Source organism: Sinorhizobium sp. FG01 (assembly GCF_002531875.1).
Lineage (GTDB): Bacteria > Pseudomonadota > Alphaproteobacteria > Rhizobiales > Rhizobiaceae > Sinorhizobium > Sinorhizobium fredii_C.
In genome coordinates this window covers 150,714-170,238 of record NZ_NWTB01000004.1, presented here as the reverse complement: position 1 = coordinate 170,238, position 19,525 = coordinate 150,714, and the positions used below count along the sequence as shown (strand labels likewise).

The following is a 19,525-nucleotide window of genomic DNA, read 5'->3' as shown; positions in this document are numbered from 1 at the left end:
TAGCGGCACGCCGCGTAAACGACCGGCAAATGCATGAAAACAAGTGGGGGACGGCGGCCATGGCCGATACGACACATACCGCACATTTCAACCGCACCCGCAGCGCGGAGGAAAGCCCGGTGAAGCGCTTCTTCCGCGCCACCGAAATCGATACGCGCCTGCTCGGCATGGTCGGCGCGATGCTGATCATCTGGATCGGCTTCCATTTTCTGTCCGGCGGCCTGTTCCTGACGTCGCGCAACCTCTGGAACCTGTCGGTGCAGACAGCCTCGATCGCCGTCATGGCGACCGGCATGGTGCTGGTCATCGTCACGCGCAACATCGATCTCTCGGTCGGCTCGATTCTCGGCTTCGTCGGCATGATCATGGGCGTGCTGCAGGCGGAGCTCTTGCCGCAGCTCCTCGGCTTCAACCATCCGGCCACGTGGATCATCACCCTCTTCGCCGGCCTGTTGCTGGGCGCCGCGATCGGCGCGCTGCACGGCGTGATCATCGCCTTCCTCAACGTGCCGTCCTTCATCGTCACGCTCGGCGGGCTGCTCGTCTGGCGCGGCGCCACCTGGTTCGTGACGAGCGGCCGCACCGTGGCGCCGATGGATTCCACCTTCCGCCTGATGGGCGGCGGCACCGAGGGCTCGATCGGCGCGACGGCGAGCTGGATCGTCGGCCTCATCGCCTGCGTCGCGATCGTCGCCAGCATCATCCACTCGCGCAGGCAGCGCAAACGCTTCGGATTTCCGCGTCGCCCGATCTGGGCCGAGTATTTCCTGTCGGCGGTCGGCTGCGCCCTCGTGCTCGGCGCTGTGGCGATCGCCAATAACTACGGCTGGCCGGTCAACATCGCCCGCAAATACGCCGACGCGAACGGCATCGCCTGGCCGGACGGCGGCCTTTTCATTGCCCACGGGATTGCCATTCCCGTGCTGATCGCCATCCTGATCGGCATTATCATGACCTTCATCTCGACGCGCTTGCGCTTCGGCCGCTACGTTTTCGCGCTCGGCGGCAACCCGGAAGCGGCCGAGCTTGCCGGCATCAAGACCCGCTGGGTCACCGTCCGGATCTTTGCGCTGATGGGCATGCTCTGCGCCGTTGCCGCGGCGATCTCGACGGCCCGCCTCAACGCCGCCACCAATGCGCAGGGCGAGCTTGACGAGCTCTATACGATCGCCGCGGCCGTCATCGGCGGCACCTCGCTTGCCGGCGGCATGGGCACGATCGCCGGCGCGATGCTCGGCGCGCTCGTCATGCAGTCGCTGCAGTCGGGCATGGTGCTGCTCGGCATCGATAGCCCGCTGCAGCGGATCGTCGTCGGCATGGTGCTCGTCACCGCCGTCTGGCTCGACACCGTCTACCGCGCCCGCGCCAAGTAATCAGGAGTTCGAACAATGACTGAACAACGCACTCCGCTCGTGGAAATGAGGAACATTTCCATCTCCTTCGGCGGCATCCACGCGGTCGACAACGCTTCCGTCGACCTCTATCCCGGCGAGGTCGTCGCCCTTCTCGGCCATAACGGCGCCGGCAAGTCGACGCTGATCAAGATCCTCTCCGGCGCCTACCGGCGCGATGCCGGCGAGATCCTTATCAACGGCGAGCCGGCCGACATCAACAACCCGCGCGACGCCAAGAAATACGGCATCGAGACGATCTACCAGACGCTTGCCGTCGCCGACAATGTCGACGCCGCCGCCAACCTCTATCTCGGCCGGGAGCTGCGCACCCCCTGGGGCACGCTCGACGACGTGGCGATGGAGGCGAAGGCCCGCGAGGTGATGGGCCGCCTCAACCCCAACTTCCAGCGCTTCAAGGAGCCGGTGAAGGCGCTCTCCGGCGGCCAGCGGCAATCGGTGGCGATCGCCCGCGCCATCCTGTTCAACGCCCGCATCCTGATCATGGACGAGCCGACCGCGGCGCTTGGGCCGCAGGAGACGGCGCAGGTCGGCGAGCTCATCAAGCAGCTGAAGCGCGAGGGCATCGGCATCTTCCTGATCAGCCACGACATCCATGACGTCTTCGACCTCGCCGACCGCGTCTCGGTGATGAAGAACGGCCAGGTCGTCGGCCACGCCCGCACCGAGGACGTCACCAAGGACGAGGTGCTCGGCATGATCATCATGGGCAAGGTGCCGGCCAAAGCCATCCCCGGCCCCGGCGCCATGCAGATGGTTTGAGGCCCGTATGGCTTGAGGCCCGAATGGCTCGATACCCGTATCACTTGAGGATTGAGCGGCCGACAGGCCGAAGCGCGGCCCCGAACAGCGCTCCGGCCCGAGAAATCCGCTCCCGCCTCGATGCCGCATCCCCGGGATGCGGCATTTTTCTTGGGCGGGCGGCGCGCGCCGAGCGATGCGCCGCGACCACAGCTTCCGCGCGGAAATCGAATTTCCCCTACACTCTCTTGCAATTGGCCATTGAAGCGGCACGCAAGCTAGGCTAAGAACCGCTCACAGCCTGCTTCGGCGGCCCTGGCCGCCAACGGATGCACCCGTAGCTCAGCTGGATAGAGTGTTGGATTCCGATTCCAAAGGTCACAGGTTCGAATCCTGTCGGGTGCGCCAGTTTTCCTGTCTCCCACCCAGTGCGCCAGCACGCGCCACCGATCATCCAGGCCGTCAGTCTTGCAGCGGTTGAAGATCTCGTAGCCGGTCTAGCGCGAGATGGCGAACTCCCGGCACACGTCGCCCAGCTGGGCGACAAATCGAGGGTTCCTCCATCACCGAAGTCGCTCTCCACGGCGTCAACTCCTCCCGCGCAAGCGAGAAGTGTTGCCCATGCTCCGGTTTGCCAGCATAGGTTCCAGTCGCATCTTTACAGCGGAACCGCGATACCACACTGTCCGAGCATTACACTGCGCTGGAGTGCGATTATGGGGCTTGTTGAAACCGTAGCCTTCGCCAAATCAGGCGACCTCCATTCTTAATCTGCAAATGCACTTGGTTCGCTTTTTGCACTATTCGCCTCCCTGAGTTACGCTATTGTGAAGCAGGCACCGGAGCCGATGCGAGACTATCACCCCCAGTACATACCGGCTCCTCTTGCAGTCTCACTCACCCACCGAGGCAATCACGACCGCGTTCAACGTCGTTCGTTTCAAGGTTAAGCCCGGCATGGAGGACGGCTTCCTCGACGCGCACCGAAACATCGCGGCGAGCTGGGAAGGCATGCGTCACGCCAACATCGTCAAGACCGGCGAGGGGCGCTTCTGCATCATCGTCGAATGGGAGAGCATGGAGGCGCTGGCCGCCAGTCGGCCTCAGATGATCGCCACGCTCGACAGCTTCCGCGAGTCGCTCGAGGACCTGGGCGGCGGATTGGGCGTGACCGACCCGGTCGCGGGACCGGTGGTTCTTTCGTTGAAATAAGGCCGGACGGATGTCGCGCGGCCATAGCCGGTCGACGATGCGCGTCCCGTCCCCGCCTCCGACGCCTCGTTGTCGCACTTCAACTGGAGTGATGCCATCCGATCCCCCGCGAGAGATCCGAGGGTGGCCGTCCATCCCCACTCCGGCGACACCATGAAACCTCTCACACCGCAATTTGCAGCCTCCCATAACGGCTGACTTCTGCCTCAATCTCCCTTACCAACGTTTCCAGTGCCGTGTTCCGCGGCTTGCGGGCGCGCCGGACCACGTAGGCGAGATCCGGGGGCTTGGGAAAGTCCTTGTCGATGATCTCCATGTCGGCTCTGAGGTGCCGCTGACTTAGAAGCGCGACGCCGAGCCCCGAGGTGACGGCCGCGGTGATCCCCGCCGCGCTTGAGCATTCGAACACCGTCTCGAACACCGTTCCCTCGTCCTGCCCGAGGTCGATGCCCCAGCGCCGGTAGAAGCAGTTGTCATCGAAGGAAAGGAACGGGATTGCCCCGCCCTTGGGCAAGGTCAGCTCGGGCGATTTGACCCAATGCAGGGTCTCGCGGAAGAGCAGGAGATCGGTCGGCCGGACCTCGTGCTGGAACACCGGGATGATGGCGGCATCGAGCGCCCCTTTGGCAAGCAGTGCCTGCAGGGTGAGGCTCATGCGCACTTGCGTGCGGACCGTCACCTCCGGGTGGAGCCGGCGAAACCGGCCGAGGATGCGCGACAGGTCGGTGCAGGTCGTATCCTCGGTCATTCCAAGCGCGATCTTGCCCTGCAGGGTGCTTTTCGACAGGCTGAGAATTGCCTCATCATGGATGCCCAGAATGCGCCGCGCATAAACCAGAAGGTCCTGACCAGCCGTCGTGAATATCGGCGCGTTTGGTTTCCGGCTGAGAATTTCGCAATCGAGGCTCGTTTCCAATCGCCTGATCTTGTGGCTGACGGCAGACTGCGACAGGCCCAGAACCTCGGCCGCGCGCGTGACACCGCCGTGTTTCTCGATCGCGACAAGCGCCCGCAAAGAGTCGACATCCAGACGGCGCGTCATCACCCCAGCCATGACGATCCCCATTCGTAGGTGTCAAATTCTGACGCAAAGCCGGCATTAAGGCAAATTCTTATGCCGAATTTCTTGCCCTGTTCATGGCCTCATCGAAATTTGTCATGTGCGGAAATATGGCCGTTGACATAGATCTCTCGGGAATACCGCCCACGACGCGCTTCCGGCGCAACGGGCGAGCCCCTTGGAATCTACAGAGGCCCCATGACAGTGCGCGCTTTCCATACCCGACCGCATCGCCTCCTATGGCCGATCATGGCAGTAGCACTCGTCGCAAGCTGGAGTTCCGGCTTCGTCGGAATCCGCTATGCCAGCGAGAACGCCGACGTGATGCTGGTCCTGTTCTGGCGGACCCTTATGTCGGGACTGATCCTACTGCCATTCGCCCTCCTGATCGGACCACGGATCAGCGCACGCGCCGTGGTCCAGCAGGTGGTGTTCGGCGTGGCGATGATGTTCCTCTATCTGGGCGGGTTTGCGCTTGCCATCGGCCAGCGGGTGCCGACGGGACTTGTGGCACTGATATCGGATCTTGTCCCTCTCGCCATTGCAGCCCTGTCGCAGCCGGTTCTGGGGCATCGATTGAGCGGAAGACAATGGGCGGGTACGGCTCTCGGCGCGATCGGAGTGCTTATCGCCTCGGCCGACAGCGTAAGTCTCGGAACGGCGCCGATCTGGGCCTACGTCCTGACGGTTGCCTCAATGCTGGTTTTCGCACTGGCAACGGTGGTACAGAAGCGAATGGGAACGATCAACATGCCCATCCACCAAGCCCTGTGCATCCAGTGCCTGACGGCAGCGGTCCTCTTTGCGGCTGCCGCCGGATGGAATGGTGAGCTGATGCCGCCTCTCGACGGCCGTTTCGAGTGTGGCATCGCTTGGCTGGTGCTGTTTTCGACCTTCTTCTGCTACGGCATCTACTATATGAGCCTTCGACTCTACGCCGCCGCGGAGGTCAGTAGCGTGCTCTATCTCAGCCCACCGGTGACGATGCTCTGGGCATGGCTGATGTTCGACGAGCCACTTTCGATGCTGATGTTCCTTGGCCTGACAGTGACACTGTTCGGTGTCTGGCTCACCTCGTCACGGGCGGCATCACGGCAAATGCGTGCTTCCTACTGATCCCTCTCCAGCCACGCCTTCAGCGCCACCGCATTGTTATGGCTCTCGTCGCGCGCCGCATAGAGCAGCGTCACCGGCCCTTTCTTGAGCTGATCGCGCAGCTCTTTCACCGCCGCCTGCGCCGCCTCGCCTTCGAGCTCCTTGGCATAGGCTTCGCAAAACGCCTCCCAGTCCTCCGGCTTTCCGTGGAAGCGCTTGCGCAGCGCGTCGCTGGGCGCGATGTCCTTCAGCCAGAGGTCGATCCGCGCCTTGTCCTTGGCGACGCCGCGCGGCCAGAGGCGGTCGACGAGGATGCGCGTGCCGTCAGACGCTTCCGGCGCCTCGTAGACGCGCTTCAACTTGAATGACGTCATCCGCCCTCGCAACATCCTGGGGCCGGTGACGGCCGGCCCTGCAGCAAGGAACGTAGCGGACGGTCGCTAGTTGTGGAAGTAGGTCTGGATTTCCTCAGGCGTCGCCTTGCCGTCGCGGTTGACGTCCACCTTGTCGAAGATCCGTTTGTGGATGGTGCTGATCTCCTCGAAGGAGAGCGCGCCGTCATTGTCCGCATCGGTGATGGCGAACATGATTTTCATCATCTGCCGGTGCATCATTCCGGCCCGCATCCGGTTGCCGTGCCGCATCCGGTCGCGCATGCGCTCGCCGCGCCTGCCGTCGCGCCAGCCGTCGTCGCGCTGCATGTCCGGCCGATCCGCCTGGGTGTCCTGATCCTGGTCGGGCGGTTCCTGATCGGGCGCTTGCGCTGCCGGCGGAGGGGGTGCGGGCGTCTGCGCGGCGGCGAAGCTCAAAGGGCTGACGATCATCAGCGCGGCAAGGGCGGCCGCGATTGGCGGTCTCATCGGTGACATGGGAATTCCTCCTCCCGTTCGATCAAAGTCAAACTGGCCGGGTGAAGCGGCCTGGCCGGCCTTGGCACGGCCAAGCCGTCGCGGTCGTCCTGCGCCCGTTCCAAAAGCTGATAACCACAGCCGCGGCAGAGAGGTTCCCCGCTATGGTCGCGATCCGTTCGACGCCGCTGGATCCTTCCGCTGGCGCGGGAATGTGGATGCCTAGATGCCGCGGTCACGAGCCGGCGCGTTCGCCGGTCGTTCTGACAGCCCGCCAGGCGGCGATGATCGCGTCCGCGGCCGTGTCTCCAGCGCTGTCGTAGGTCAGCCATGTGATGACCGAGACACGCATCACCTTTCGTCCGCGCCAGCTGGCGCCGCCGGCAAAGCAGACGCCGTCGGCCTGCAGCCTTTCAATTGTCTGTTGCGTCAGCCGGTCGGCCTCCTCATCCGGTCGTCCCGCACCGAAGCGGAGCATGAACTGGTTGAGCACGATCTCATTCAGGACGGTGATGCCCTCTTCGCCGCTCAGCCGCTCGGCCATGGCGCGGGCGACCCGGCAATGGCGCTCGACCATGGCGGCGATGCCTCTTCGGCCGAGATGCCTGATCATCGCCCAGGTAGCAAAGCCGCGGGCGCGGCGCGACAATTCCGGCACGAAATGGCTCGGGTCGCGTTCGCCTTCGTGGCTCGGCGGCAGATAGCTCGCCGCGATCGTCATCGCCCGGCGATGCGCCTCCTCGTCGCGGATGATGGCGTAGCCGCAATCATAGGGCGTCTGCAGCCATTTATGGCCGTCCGTCGCCCAGGAGTCGGCTTCATCGGCTCCGTCAGCGAGCGCGCGCTTCGGCGGACAGGCGCGGGCCCAGAGCCCGAAGGCGCCGTCGACATGGACCCAGGCGCCGATTCGCCTGGCGACGGGGATGAGAGCGGCGGAATCGTCAAAGGCGCCGGTGTTGATCTGCCCGGCCTGCAGGATGACGATTGCGGGGCCGGTGACCTTGGCCGACTGGTCCTCGAAATCCGATACGCTGATCCGGCCGAATTCGTCGGTCTTCAGGCGAATGACGCGGTCGTTTCCGAGGCCCAGAAACTGGAGTGCGGAGAAAACCGTCGCATGGGCGTCGTCGCCGATCAGCACGGTGATCGGCGGCGCGCCGAAGAGACCCTGCGCCTCGGCGTCCCAGCCGACGCGCCGCAAGACTTCGCCGCGCGCCGCGGCAAGGCAGACGAAATTCGCCACCGTCGCCCCGGTGACGAAGCCGACGGAACATGTCCGCGGCAGGGCGAGGAGGTCGAGCAGCCAGCCCGCGGCGACCGCTTCCGCTGCCGCGGCCGCTGGAGCGGCATGGTGGTTACCGGCATTCTGGCCCCAGGCGCTGGTCAACCAGTCGGCCGCGACCCCGACCGGATGCGAGCCGCCGATGACCCAGCCGAAGAAGCGCGGGCCGGTCATGACGTGAAGCCCGGGCTCCGCCTTGGCGGCAAGCGTATCAATCACCTCGGCGCCGGCTGTCCCCTCCTCCGGAACCGCTTCGCGGAACGCATCAAGCGATCCGAGATAGGTGACCTCAGGGCCTTGCCGGCGATCGGAGATCGTCTCGCGAAACCGCGCGGCGTGATCGGCCGCGCGGCGAAAAAGGTCACGGACCGATCGGTCATCCATGCGGCCTCTCCTTCAGCTTGCGTAACCCTTGGTCATGCCGCTCCGGCCAGTTCGCTCGGCCGCACGTTCTGGTTCATCCGGAACAGGTTTTGGGGATCGTAGCGGCGCTTGACCTCGACGAGGCGACGGTAGTTGCCGCCATAGGCCGCCTCGACGCGGTCGCCCTCGTCCTCCGGCATGAAGTTGATATAGGCCGTGCCGGCTGCATGGGGCTTGGCCGCCTCGAAGAGCCGGCGTGCCCACGCGATGCAGGCCTGATCCATTGAGGGTTCGCGCCAGCGGGCATGGACGTTCATGATGAAATGTGAATTGCGCTGCGGAAAGGCGGTCTCCTCCACCGCAACCCGGCCGGCGGCGCCGCCGATATGGGCGATGAAGATCTCGCATTCCGGCCCCGGCAATTGGCGGATCGCATCGGTGAGGATGCCGATCGTCTGGTCGGAAAGCTCCATGAAGTCATGGCTCTTCCAGTAGTTGCGGGCGCCGGGCGAAAGCAGCGGATCGAAGGCCTGCTGCCAGGCGACGAAGGGAACGGGACCGACGACATCGGCGATCGGCTCGCCGATGGAACGCAACTCCGCGGTTGGCTTCTCGCCTGCTTCGGGATCGCCGCAATAGCACATCGCCAGCGCGAGGATCTCCTTCCCATGCCATTCCTCGGGCAGGAAGGGCAGCGGCGGCGCCTGCCGCATCACCACCCAGCAGGTGAGCTCGTCCGGAGCGTTTTCCAGGGCCTGCCGATACTGCCTGAGGACGTTTTCGGCATCGGCGAAGGGATGCACGACCAGCCCCGCGACAACGTCCGGGCCGAGTTCGTTGAGCGCGAATTCGAAGGCCGTGACGACGCCGAAATTGCCGCCACCTCCCCGCAATGCCCAGAAGAGTTCGCGGTGTTCCGTCTGGCTGGCGCGCAGCAGCTCGCCATTGGCGGTCACCACATCGACCGAAACGAGATTGTCGATCGTCAATCCGAATTTGCGCGTGGTCCAGCCGAAGCCTCCCCCGAGCGTCAGGCCGGCGATGCCGGTGGTCGAGTTGATGCCGGTCGGCAGCACCAGGCGGAAGGCCTGGGTTTCCTTGTCGACGTCGGCAAGCGTCGCGCCTGGCTCGACCCAGGCGCGCTTCGTCGTCTGGTCGACGCGCACCGATTTCATCGGCGAGAGGTCGATCATCAGTCCGCCGTCGCAAACCGCATTGCCGGCGATATTGTGACCGCCGCCGCGCACGGAGAGGAGCAGCTGGTTCTCCGCCGCAAAGCGAACCGCATTGATGACGTCGGAGGCGCCGGCCGCCTGCACGATCAGGCCGGGCCTGCGGTCGATCATCGCGTTCCAGACGGTGCGCGCCTCGTCATAGGCCGGGTTGCGCCCGTCCAGCACGCGGCCGCGCAGCCGCCCCGCAAGGACCTCGACGGCCGCGGCGCTGATGCTTGTCTTTCCTGCCTGCAGATTGGTGAGGCTCATATCATTCATGATTCGATCCTCCCTCGGTGAACCATGCCCCAGCGCGCGGCATTCTGCGCCTTTGCCGGGCACCCGGCAAGCGACGCCGCCCGCCGGGCGGCATACTCATTTCGAGTTAGCCGGCAGAGCCGACCAACCCGGTTCCGGCACCGCAATTGTTGCAATCAGGCTGAAAATGCTCCAATGAACCGCCGGAACGCCGGCCATAAGGGCGGCAGATTGGGTAGAGGCAGGTTAGGGCATGAAGGTCGTCATTCTCGCCGGCGGATACGGCACCCGCATCTCCGAAGAAAGTCACCTGAGGCCCAAGCCGATGATCGAGATCGGCGGTCGGCCGATCCTCTGGCACATCATGAAGATCTATAGCCATTACGGCTTTACCGATTTCGTGATCTGCCTCGGCTACCGCGGCTACATGATCAAGGAGTATTTCTCCAATTACATCCTGCACTTGTCCGACGTCACCTTCGACATGGCCACGGGCGAGACGATCTACCATTCGAGCAAGGCCGAGCCCTGGCGGGTGACGCTCGTCGATACCGGGGCGGAATCCATGACCGGCGGGCGCCTGAAGCGCGTCGGCGAATATCTCGGCGACACGTTCTGCCTCACCTATGGTGACGGGGTCGCCGACATCGACATCCGGGCGCTCACCGATTTCCACCTTCGGCATGGCCGCGAGGCGACCGTCACCAGCGTCGTGCCGCCGGGACGCTACGGCGCGCTGGCGATCGACTCCGGCAAGGTGCAGAGCTTCATCGAGAAGCCGGCGGGCGACAACGGCCGGATCAATGGCGGCTTCTTCGTGCTCAACCGCGCCGTGCTCGACCGCATCGATGGCGATCACGTGGCGTTCGAGAGCGCGCCACTCGAGGCGCTGGCGCGCGACGGCCAGCTGATGGCCTTCCCGCATGACGGCTTCTGGCGTCCGATGGATACGCTGCGCGACAAGAACCAGCTCGAGGAGCTCTGGCAGCAGAACCGCGCCCCCTGGAAGCTCTGGTCATGAGCCGCCTGCCCGATCCGGATTTCTGGAAGGGAAAGCGCGTCCTGCTGACCGGTCATACCGGGTTTAAAGGCAGCTGGGCCGGCCTGTGGCTCAAGAAGATGGGCGCCGAAGTCACCGGCTACGCCCTGCCGCCCGCTTCCGACCCGTCGCTGCATGCGCTTCTCCATGCGGACGGGCTGCCGGACGGGCAGTTCGGCGACGTCCGCGACGGCGAGGCGCTTGCCGCCGTCCTGCGCAAGAGCGAGCCGGAGATCATCCTGCACATGGCGGCCCAGCCGCTGGTGCGCGAGAGCTATGCGACGCCCGCCGAGACCTTCGCCGTCAATGTCATGGGCACGATCCGGCTGCTTGAGGCGGCGCGTGACGTTCCCTCGGTGAAGGCGATCCTCGTTGTGACCACCGACAAGGTCTATCGCAACGACGAGAGCGGCAGGCACTTCCGGGAGAGCGATACGCTCGGCGGACACGACCCCTATTCCGGCTCCAAGGCAGCCTGCGAGGTGGCGGTCGCGACCTGGCGCAGCGCCTTTCTCCAAGAGCGCGGCATCCGCATCGCCACGGCGCGGGGCGGCAACGTGATCGGCGGCGGCGATTTTTCGGCCGATCGGCTGGTGCCGGATATCGTCCGCGCCGCCCTTTCCGGCACCAGGCTCAATATCCGCAGCCCGCTCGCGACGCGCCCCTGGCAGCACGTACTCGATTGCCTGAACGGTTACTTCCTCTTCGCCGAAGCGATCTATAATGGCGCGAGCGCGGTCGATGCCCTGAACTTCGGCCCCTCGCCCGCCGAACCGCAGATCCCCGTGCGCGATGTGGCGAACGCCATCCAGGCGGCCATGGGGCTTGAACCCGAATGGGACGACGTCTCGTCGCAAAAGCAACCCCGCGAGATGCAGACGCTCGGCCTCGACCCGGCGCTTGCCGGCGAAAGCCTCGGCTGGCGCGCCCGGTTTACCCAGCGGCAGGCGATCGAATGGACCGCCCGCTGGTACGACGGCTGGCGCCAAGGCAAAGCCGCACTGCCGCTGACGCTTGATCAGATCGACGCATTCACGAAAGGCCGCTGATGTCTCACTCCTGCCGCTTCTGCTCGAGCCCGCTTGAAACCGTTGTCGCCGACCTCGGCGTCACACCCTGGTCGAACTCGTTTCTGGAGCCGAGCAAGGAAGCGATCGCGCGGGAAAAAGCCTTCCCCTTGAAGGTGATGGTCTGTTCGGAATGTCTGCTCGTCCAGACCACCGAAACGGTGCCGGCGGACGAGATCTTCAACGCCGATTATCACTATCTTTCGTCCTTCTCGACGAGTTGGCTGGACCACGCGCGGCGCTATGCCGAAAAGATGACCGAACGCTTCGGCCTTGAAGGCACGTCGCAGGTCGTCGAGGTTGCCTCGAATGACGGCTACCTGCTGCAATATTTCGCCGCCAAAGGGATACCCGTGCTCGGCGTCGAGCCGGCCGGCAATGCCGCCAAGATCGCCGAAGGCCGCAACGTGCCGACCCATGTCGCCTTTTTCGGCCGCGACACCGCCAACGAGCTCGTCGGCCGCGGCATCCGCGCCGACCTGACGGCCGCCAACAATGTCCTCGCCCATGTGCCGGATATCGCCGATTTCGTCGGCGGCTTCGCGATCCTCCTGAAGCCGGACGGCGTCGCGACCTTCGAGTTCCCGCATCTCTTGCGCCTGATCGAGGGCATCCAGTTCGACACGATCTATCACGAGCACTATTCCTATCTCTCGCTCGTGGCCGTCGAACGCATATTCGAGGCCAGCGGCCTGAAGGTCTTCGACGTCGAGGAATTGCCGACCCACGGAGGCTCGCTGCGCATCTTTGCCCAGCCGGCAACCGGCACACGGGCCGCGACCGACGGGCTTGCGAAGGTGCGGGCGGACGAGGCGAAGGCCGGCCTTGCGGATATGGAGGCCTACATCGCCTTCGGCAAACGGATCGCCGCCGTCTGCGAGGGCTTTCGGACGTTTCTGGAAAAGGCGAAGAGCGAGGGCAAGCGGGTGGCAGCCTATGGCGCGGCCGCCAAGGGCAATACCTTCCTCAATGTTTGCGGCGTGACCGCGGCCGATATCGACTTCATCGTCGACCGCAACGACCTGAAACAGGGCAAGCTCTCGCCGGGCAGCCATATTCCGATCTACGAACCGGCCAGGCTCGAGGCGGCGAAGCCCGACTACGTGGTCATCCTGCCCTGGAACCTGACCGACGAGATCGTCGATGCGCATGCCTATATTCGCAGCTGGGGCGGCCGCTTCGTCGTCGCCATCCCGGAAGTGCGGGTGATTTGACCCGGCGGCTCGGCGCAGCGGGGCCGAAAGCAAAAGGGGCCGTCGCTGTCGCGAACGGCCCCCTCTTCAATTGCTGTGGTGATCCCGTCGCTGCACGGTTATAGCCGCTTCAGGAACCCGTCCGGGGCAACCGTGACCATCAGCTTGTTCTGAACGGACCTGTCGATCTCGAACTCCGGATGGGTTTGCAGATACTCATGCACCGCAGTCTTCGGGTTGTCGCCAACGTCCCAGGGACGGTCGCTGAAGAAGCCGGCCGGCAGGTCCTCGACCAAAGTGTCGAACACGACGCAGTAGCAGCCGGGCGTCACCAAGGGCGCATAGGCCTCGAGCTCAGCAAGCACATGCGCGTGGGTATGCATGGAATCGAGGCAGACCATGACGCGCTTGTAGCCAGCCGAGGCCTCGCGCACCTGTGCGACGATCTCGGGGTCGATGGCCGAACCCTGGAACATCTGAATGCGGCTCGCCATCGGGTGGCTTTCGATCGCCTCGCGATTGTGGGCGCGTATGTCGATGTCGATGCCGATCACCTTGCGCTTGGATTGGCTGGGATCCAACGAAACGCCCGCTTCGATGGCATCGCACATGTCGAGCATGGCAAGCAGCGAGGCGCTGAGGATTAGCGAGCCGCCATGGGCGATGCCGGTTTCGATGACCAGATCGGGACGCGTCGCCCAGATCAGTTCCTGCATCGCCACGATATCCTGCGGATACTGGATGATAGGACGGCCGAGCCAGTCGAAATTATAGACATAGCGCTTGGCCATGGTGGCTTCGCGCCACTGATCGGAGAGCGCCTGGAAATCGCCGTCGCGGCGATAGCTTTCGATCGTCGCCACCCGTTCGGAGCGGAATTGTTCGATAGGGTCCATGTCAGGTCCTGTCTTCATGTGGAAGGCCGCGGATCGGTATCGGGCCCCGATCCGCTCATGCCCAGGATTTCAGAGATGCGCTCTAGCACAGGTGTGGCGGCAAAAGCGAATTCCTCTTTCACCCGTTCATTGGAGATCGGCGCAAGAGAAACGGTCGGCGCCTCGTCGTTTACAGCAACGGTGCATCCCGTGCGGGATTGAATTGCCGCGCACCAGTCCGCGTGGCTGGTCTGCCCGCCGCTTGCCGCGTTGTAGACCGTGTGACGCCCCTGCTCAGCGATGCGGAGCAACAGATCGACGGCATCGTCAATCCAGATATAGTCCTTTGCGGAATCGAGCGCCGTCTGGAGCTGGATATGGCCCGCCTTCGCCTCTCGGCAGAGCGCCCCCAGGAACGTATCCGCCTGTGCCTCCTCGGGGCCGACGACGTTCGACAGCCGAGCCACCCGCACATTCTCGCGTCCGGAGGCAAGGCAGATCGCCTCCCCCGTCAGTTTCGACAGATTGTAGAGGTCCGAGGGATTGAGCGGCGACGCCGACAGATGGGCAGTCTCGCGCGTATCCTGGCCGTTCGCGTAAACCCGCGTCGAGGAAAGATAGAGAAAGGAGGAAAACGCGTTGTGGCGCAAGACGTCGGCCGCGAGCGACACATGCGCCTCGATCGTGTCGAACGGCCGGGTACGAAAGTCGGCGGTCAGGCCGATGGCATAGATGACATGGCCGAGATCCCTGCCGGCGAGCGGCAGGTCGGCCCGGGCGGGGACATCGACGACATGTCCGAGCGCGCGCAACCGGCGGACCAGGTTGCGCCCGATGAAGCCGGAACCGCCGAGAACCGTGAACATCATGACCTCTCGCCGAGCCGGCGCAGCGGATTGCCGCCGCAGATCGTGTAAGCGTCGACCTCGCGGCGGACGATCGAGCCGGCGGCAATGACGCAGCCTTTCCTGAGAATGGCGCCGTCGAGGATCACCGAATTCGCGCCGATCCAGACATCCTCCTCGACGACAATGCCGCCGCGGCTCGGCTGGAACCCCTGTTCGCGGATCAGGCGATCCCTGTCCTTGAAGCCGTGATTGACCGGGGCGAAGGTGCAATTGGCGGCGATCAGCACGTTGTCGGCGATCCGAATGCCGTTGCCGGTATAGAAGACGCAGCCGCTATTGACGTAGCAGAAGCGGCCGATCGTGAGGTCGCCCGAGCCGCCTGCCGGCTTGATCTTGACGAAGCTGTCGATGACCGACGCCTCGCCGACGACGATCCGCGTCCCGCGAACGGAATCTTCGATGTCGCTGAGCGGGCTGATCCTCGCCGTCGGATGCACGTCGATCATGGTGGCTCCAATGTCGTTCGCCCTCTTTTCCAGTTACCGCTTGCCGCGTCAACGCTTGATCGTGCAAGAAGCGGTTCGAAATAGCACCACCTCGCGAGGACCCTTATGTCGCGCTTCAACCGTATCCAGACCCCTCTGCCGGACCTGATCGTGATCGAGCGAAAGAAGGCCGGTGACGAACGTGGTTTCTTCTCGCGCTTCTTCTGCCGTGACGAGCTGCGCGATTTCGGCGCAGACGGCTGCGTCGCCCAGATCAACCACACTTTGACGCGCATCAAGGGGGCGATCCGCGGCATGCATTTCCAGCGGGCGCCGCACGACGAGACAAAATTCGTCTCCTGTCTTTCCGGCGCCGTCTTCGATGTGGCCGTCGACATCAGGCCGGATTCACCGACCTATCTCCAATGGCACGGCGAAATCCTGAGTGCCGAAAACGCCCGCTCGATGATGATCCCCGGCGGCTTCGCGCATGGCTTCCAGACGCTGACCGAAGACTGCGAGCTTCTCTACCTGCACGACAAATTCTATGCGCCGGAGGCCGAAGGCGGCCTCAATCCGCTCGATCCACGCCTCGCCATCGCCTGGCCGCTCGAGGTGACGCAAATGTCGGAGCGCGATCGGGGTTTTGGTTTGCTCTGAGCGGGAAAGCGGGTGTGGATAACCCCCTCTGCCCTGCCGGGCATCTCCCCCACAAGGGTGGAGATTGGCAAGACGCCAAGCCCCTGCTTCAACTTTCCGACAGCATTAATCGCGAAGTAGAGGCGGCACGATAAGCCCGTAGCCCAATCTGCGGCGTTGCCGACCGGCGAAAGCGTCGACCCTTGCCGATCTCCACCCTTGTGGGGGAGATGCCCGGCAGGGCAGAGGGGGGTTCTAGCCTCGGCAGCTCAGAGACGCCGCTTTACTGTATCTGAGGATCGCCAACCGGAAGTTTACGTCGTCTTCCGTCGAAACCCCTTGCTCGCCACCATCAGGTTGCGCGTATAGTCCTCGGCAATGCGGCCGGCGACGAGGTCCGCTGACGTCAGCCGCTCGACCACACGGCCGCCCTGCATCACCGCCAGCCGCTCGCACATATGGGTGACGACGCCGAGGTCGTGGCTGACCATGATGAAGGTCAGCTTGCGGTCGCGGCGCACCTGTTCGAGCAGGTTCAGCACCTCGGCCTGGACCGACGCATCGAGCGCCGACGTCGGCTCGTCGAGCAGCAGGATCGAGGGCTCGAGGATCAGCGCCCGGGCGATGGCGACGCGCTGGCGCTGGCCGCCGGAGAGCTGATGCGGGTAGCGGAAGCGGAAGCCGGAGCCGAGGCCCACTTCGTCGAGCGCCTTCAGGATGCGGCGTTCGCCGTCACCGATGCCGTGGATCGCCAACGGCTCCACCAGCTGCCGGTCGATGGTCTGGCGCGGATGCAGCGAACCGTAGGGGTCCTGAAAGACCATCTGGACGGCGCGGTAGAACGCCTTGTCGCGGCGCGCGCCGCGAAGCTCGCGCCCCTCGACGCGGATCGTGCCTGCGCTGACCGGCGCGAGCCCGGCGATTGCCCTCAGCAGCGTCGACTTTCCCGAACCGGACTCGCCGACGAGCCCGAAGGATTCGCCGGCCTCGACTTCGACGCTCGCGGCGTCGAGCGCGCGGAAGTCGTCATAGACGACGCTGAGCTCTTTGACGGAGACGGCCGCGGTCATAGCGCCCACTCCGGCTTGCGGTCGAGAACCGGCAAGGGATGGCGGTCGGTACCGATCGCCGGCATGCAGTTCAAAAGGCCCTGAGTATAGGGATGCTTGGCGTTGCCTAGGTCGGACGCGGCGATCTCCTCGACGATCCTGCCGGCATACATGACGAGCACCCGGTCGCAGAAGGACGAAACCAGCCTCAAATCGTGCGAGACGAAGATCAGCCCCATGCCGCGCTCGGCCACAAGCCGGTCGAGAATCGACAGCACTTCAAGCTGCACGGTGACGTCGAGCGCCGAGGTCGGCTCGTCGGCAATCAGCAATTCCGGGCCGGCGACGAGCATCATGGCGATCATCGCCCGCTGGCCCATGCCGCCAGAGACCTCGTGCGGATAAAGGTCGAAGACGCGGGCGGGATCGCGGATCTGCACCGCCGCCAGCATGTCGAGTGCCCGCTTGCGCGCCTCCGCACGGCCGACCTTCTCGTGGCGTTGCAGTGTCTCGACGATCTGCCGGCCGATGCTCATCACCGGGTTCAGCGAGTATTTCGGATCCTGCAGGATCATGGCGATGCGCTTGCCGCGAAGATCGCGCCGAAGCTTCGGCGGCGCCGAGAGGAGGTCGATACCGTCGAAGGCGAGCCGCTTCGCCGTGACTTCCGCATGCGGCGGCGTAAGGCCCATGATCGCCCTGCCCGTCTGCGATTTGCCGGAGCCGCTTTCGCCGACGATGCCGAGGCGCTCGCGTGCGAGCGTGAAGGAGACCCCGCGCACCGCCTCGACGACACCGGTGCGGGTCGGGAACCGGACGCGAAGGTCTTCGACAGTCAGCAAGGCGCTCATTGCCCGCTCTCCCGCGGATCAAGCGCGTCGCGCAGGCCGTCGCCGAGCAGGTTGAAGCCGAGGCTGACGATGAGGATGGCGATGCCGGGCATGGTGGCGACCCACCACTGGTCGAGGATGAAGCGGCGGCCGGAGGCGATCATCGCGCCCCATTCGGGAAGCGGCGGCTGTGCGCCGAGGCCGAGGAAGCCGAGGCCCGCCGCCGTCAGGATGATGCCGGCCATGTCGAGCGTCACGCGGACGATCAGCGACGACATGCACATCGGCATCACGTGCCGCAAGACGATGCGCGTCGGCGAGGCGCCCATCAATCGGACGGCGGCGATGTAGTCGGAATTGCGCACGGTCAGCGTCTCGGCGCGGGCAATGCGCGCATAGGGCGGCCAGGAGGTGATCGCGATGGCGATCACGGCGTTTTCGATGCCGGGGCCAAGCGCCGCGACGAATGCGAGCGCCAGTACGAGCTTCGGAAAGGCGAGGAAAATGTCGGTGATGCGCATCAGGATCGCATCGATCCAGCCGCCGGCATAGCCAGCGGCGGCGCCGACGACCAGGCCGACCGGTGCGGCGATGATCGCGACGAGCACCACGACGGCGAGCGTCAGCCGCGAACCGTAGATCAGCCGCGACAGGATGTCCCGGCCCTGGTCGTCGGTGCCAAGCAGATAACCCTCGCTGCCCGGCGGCAGCAGCCGCGCGCCGGCGAGATTGCCGATGACCGGGGAATGCGGCGCGAGGAGATCGGCGAATGCGGCGACGATGCAGAGGCCCAGGAGAATGAGCAGGCCGACCACCGCGAGGCGGTTCGCCGAGAAGCGGCGCCAGGTCATGTAGGCGCGGCCGAGGCGCGCCTGCAGCCGCGACTGCGGCCGGTCGGAAAGCAGCCATTCGCGGCGCGTCAACGGGCGAGTTTGCGTGGCAAGGCTCATCGGGCGCGCGTCCTCGGGTCAAGCGTCCGGTAAAGCAGATCGGACAGGAGATTGATGCCGATGAAGACCGAACCGATGATGATCGTGCCGCCGAGAACGGCGTTCATGTCGGCATTCTGCAGCGAATTGGTGATGTAGAGGCCGAGCCCCGGCCAGGCGAAGACGGTCTCGGTCAGCACCGACCCCTCGAGCAGGCTGGCATAGGAAAGCGCGATCACCGTGACGAGGGGCACGGCGGCATTGCGCAGCGCATGGCCCCAGATGATCCGTGCCTCGGAAAGCCCCTTGGCCCGAGCCGCGACAATATACTCCTGCTGCAGCTCGTTCAGCATGAAGCTGCGGGTCATCCGGCTGATATACGCGAGCGAAAAATAGCCGAGCAGCGAGGCCGGCAGGATGATGTGCCGGAAGACGTCGCGCAGCACATCCCATTGCCGCTGCCAGAGCGCATCGACGAGATAGAGGCCGGTGATCGGCGAGAACGTATATTCGTAGACCACGTCGATACGGCCGGGATAGGCGACCCATTTCAGCCGCGCGTAGAAGACCAGGAGTGCGAGCAGCGCCAGCCAGAAGATTGGCACGGAATAGCCAACAAGCCCGATGACGCGGACGATCTGGTCGGCAATGCTGCCGCGTTTGACGGCGGCAAGGACACCAAGAGGAACGCCGATCGCGGCGCCGATCAGCGTTCCAAGCGTCGCAAGCTCGATCGTCGCCGGGAAGACGCGGCGGATGTCGGTCATCACCGGATTGGTTGTCAGCACCGACACGCCGAAATCGCCCGAGAGCGCCTGCCGGCAGTAAAGAAGGAACTGCTGGTAGAGGGGCAGGTTGAGGCCCATCGCCTCGCGGGTCCGTTCGACCAGGTGCTGCGGCGCCCGGTCGCCGAGAACAGCCAGCGCCGGGTCGATCGGGATGACGCGGCCGATGAAGAAGGTGACGGCAAGAAGACCGAGATAGGTGGTCGCCACGACGACGACAAACTGCAGCACCGTGGCAACGGCCTTGCGGGAACGGGCGCGCCGGCGCCCGCTCATTCGCACTGTATCGCTCATGCTCAAG

At 64.7% G+C, this 19,525-nt stretch carries 20 protein-coding genes and 1 tRNA gene; 9 read left to right on the top strand and 12 right to left on the bottom strand.

Features of this window, described 5'->3' with window-relative positions:
- Positions 1-59 precede the first annotated feature (59 nt).
- From CO656_RS06300 to CO656_RS06285, 4 genes are all read left to right on the top strand, one after another.
- Positions 60-1,373 (top strand): sugar ABC transporter permease, encoded by a 1,314-nt coding sequence (locus CO656_RS06300; RefSeq protein ID WP_097525190.1) that lies wholly within the window; start codon positions 60-62, stop codon positions 1,371-1,373.
- 15 nt (positions 1,374-1,388) lie between these two features.
- Entirely contained in the window at positions 1,389-2,174 is a 786-nt protein-coding gene (locus CO656_RS06295) for an ATP-binding cassette domain-containing protein (protein WP_097525189.1), read from the top strand.
- A gap of 310 nt (positions 2,175-2,484) precedes the next feature.
- Positions 2,485-2,561 (top strand) — tRNA-Arg (locus CO656_RS06290).
- 504 nt (positions 2,562-3,065) lie between these two features.
- A complete protein-coding gene (locus CO656_RS06285; protein WP_272938891.1) occupies positions 3,066-3,365 on the top strand; it encodes an antibiotic biosynthesis monooxygenase in 300 nt (99 codons plus the stop codon).
- Between the two features lie 163 nt (positions 3,366-3,528).
- On the opposite strand, the gene CO656_RS06280 is transcribed toward CO656_RS06285, so the two are convergent.
- Positions 3,529-4,419 carry a LysR family transcriptional regulator gene (locus CO656_RS06280; protein ID WP_097525393.1) on the bottom strand — a complete coding sequence of 297 codons (891 nt, stop codon included), beginning with the start codon at positions 4,417-4,419 and terminating at the stop codon, positions 3,529-3,531.
- 189 nt (positions 4,420-4,608) lie between these two features.
- Between CO656_RS06280 and CO656_RS06275 the strand changes: the two genes are divergently transcribed.
- Positions 4,609-5,541 carry a DMT family transporter gene (locus tag CO656_RS06275; RefSeq protein WP_179864727.1) on the top strand — a complete coding sequence of 311 codons (933 nt, stop codon included), beginning with the start codon at positions 4,609-4,611 and terminating at the stop codon, positions 5,539-5,541.
- Here CO656_RS06275 and CO656_RS06270 read toward each other — a convergent pair.
- From CO656_RS06270 to CO656_RS06255, 4 genes are all read right to left on the bottom strand, one after another.
- Positions 5,535-5,894 (bottom strand): DUF488 domain-containing protein, encoded by a 360-nt coding sequence (locus CO656_RS06270; protein ID WP_097525186.1) that lies wholly within the window; start codon positions 5,892-5,894, stop codon positions 5,535-5,537. The two genes, CO656_RS06275 and CO656_RS06270, sit on opposite strands and share 7 nt — an antisense overlap.
- A 66-nt stretch (positions 5,895-5,960) precedes the next feature.
- Positions 5,961-6,389 (bottom strand): EF-hand domain-containing protein, encoded by a 429-nt coding sequence (locus CO656_RS06265; RefSeq protein WP_097525185.1) that lies wholly within the window; start codon positions 6,387-6,389, stop codon positions 5,961-5,963.
- Between the two features lie 214 nt (positions 6,390-6,603).
- Positions 6,604-8,034, bottom strand: a complete 1,431-nt coding sequence (locus CO656_RS06260) for an aspartate aminotransferase family protein (protein ID WP_097525184.1) — start codon at positions 8,032-8,034, stop codon at positions 6,604-6,606.
- 32 nt (positions 8,035-8,066) lie between these two features.
- Positions 8,067-9,506 carry an FAD-binding oxidoreductase gene (locus tag CO656_RS06255; protein WP_097525183.1) on the bottom strand — a complete coding sequence of 480 codons (1,440 nt, stop codon included), beginning with the start codon at positions 9,504-9,506 and terminating at the stop codon, positions 8,067-8,069.
- A 232-nt stretch (positions 9,507-9,738) separates the two neighbouring features.
- Here CO656_RS06255 and rfbF point away from each other — a divergent pair, with 232 nt between their 5' ends.
- The 3 genes from rfbF to CO656_RS06240 are packed head-to-tail and all read left to right on the top strand — an operon-like array spanning position 9,739 to position 12,805.
- The gene (gene rfbF, locus CO656_RS06250) at positions 9,739-10,506 is read left to right on the top strand and encodes a glucose-1-phosphate cytidylyltransferase (RefSeq protein ID WP_037414727.1); all 768 of its coding nucleotides are present in this window, start codon (positions 9,739-9,741) and stop codon (positions 10,504-10,506) included.
- Entirely contained in the window at positions 10,503-11,573 is a 1,071-nt protein-coding gene (gene rfbG, locus CO656_RS06245; protein ID WP_097525182.1) for a CDP-glucose 4,6-dehydratase, read from the top strand. Before rfbF ends, rfbG begins: the two co-directional genes overlap by 4 nt.
- Positions 11,573-12,805 (top strand): class I SAM-dependent methyltransferase, encoded by a 1,233-nt coding sequence (locus tag CO656_RS06240; protein WP_097525181.1) that lies wholly within the window; start codon positions 11,573-11,575, stop codon positions 12,803-12,805. Before rfbG ends, CO656_RS06240 begins: the two co-directional genes overlap by 1 nt.
- A 98-nt stretch (positions 12,806-12,903) precedes the next feature.
- On the opposite strand, the gene CO656_RS06235 is transcribed toward CO656_RS06240, so the two are convergent.
- The 3 genes from CO656_RS06235 to CO656_RS06225 are packed head-to-tail and all read right to left on the bottom strand — an operon-like array spanning position 12,904 to position 15,013.
- Positions 12,904-13,680 carry a cephalosporin hydroxylase family protein gene (locus CO656_RS06235; RefSeq protein ID WP_097525180.1) on the bottom strand — a complete coding sequence of 259 codons (777 nt, stop codon included), beginning with the start codon at positions 13,678-13,680 and terminating at the stop codon, positions 12,904-12,906.
- Positions 13,681-13,694: 14 nt separating this feature from the next.
- Positions 13,695-14,525 (bottom strand): SDR family oxidoreductase, encoded by an 831-nt coding sequence (locus CO656_RS06230; RefSeq protein ID WP_097525179.1) that lies wholly within the window; start codon positions 14,523-14,525, stop codon positions 13,695-13,697.
- Positions 14,525-15,013, bottom strand: a complete 489-nt coding sequence (locus tag CO656_RS06225) for a DapH/DapD/GlmU-related protein (RefSeq protein WP_037414717.1) — start codon at positions 15,011-15,013, stop codon at positions 14,525-14,527. Before CO656_RS06225 ends, CO656_RS06230 begins: the two co-directional genes overlap by 1 nt.
- 105 nt (positions 15,014-15,118) lie before the next feature.
- Here CO656_RS06225 and rfbC point away from each other — a divergent pair, with 105 nt between their 5' ends.
- Positions 15,119-15,652, top strand: coding sequence for a dTDP-4-dehydrorhamnose 3,5-epimerase (rfbC, locus tag CO656_RS06220; protein WP_037414716.1), 534 nt, complete (start codon positions 15,119-15,121; stop codon positions 15,650-15,652).
- 293 nt (positions 15,653-15,945) lie between these two features.
- Here rfbC and CO656_RS06210 read toward each other — a convergent pair whose 3' ends face one another.
- Genes CO656_RS06210 through CO656_RS06195 form a run of 4 tightly spaced genes read right to left on the bottom strand, consistent with a single transcriptional unit; the run spans position 15,946 to position 19,500 of the window.
- On the bottom strand, positions 15,946-16,701 hold the full coding sequence (locus CO656_RS06210) for an ABC transporter ATP-binding protein (protein WP_097525178.1): 756 nt from the start codon (positions 16,699-16,701) through the stop codon (positions 15,946-15,948).
- Positions 16,698-17,531, bottom strand: a complete 834-nt coding sequence (locus tag CO656_RS06205) for an ABC transporter ATP-binding protein (RefSeq protein ID WP_097525177.1) — start codon at positions 17,529-17,531, stop codon at positions 16,698-16,700. Before CO656_RS06205 ends, CO656_RS06210 begins: the two co-directional genes overlap by 4 nt.
- Positions 17,528-18,460, bottom strand: a complete 933-nt coding sequence (locus CO656_RS06200) for an ABC transporter permease (protein ID WP_097525176.1) — start codon at positions 18,458-18,460, stop codon at positions 17,528-17,530. The genes CO656_RS06205 and CO656_RS06200 overlap by 4 nt, the downstream gene beginning before the upstream one ends.
- The gene (locus tag CO656_RS06195) at positions 18,457-19,500 is read right to left on the bottom strand and encodes an ABC transporter permease (protein WP_097525175.1); all 1,044 of its coding nucleotides are present in this window, start codon (positions 19,498-19,500) and stop codon (positions 18,457-18,459) included. Before CO656_RS06195 ends, CO656_RS06200 begins: the two co-directional genes overlap by 4 nt.
- Positions 19,501-19,525 lie beyond the last annotated feature (25 nt).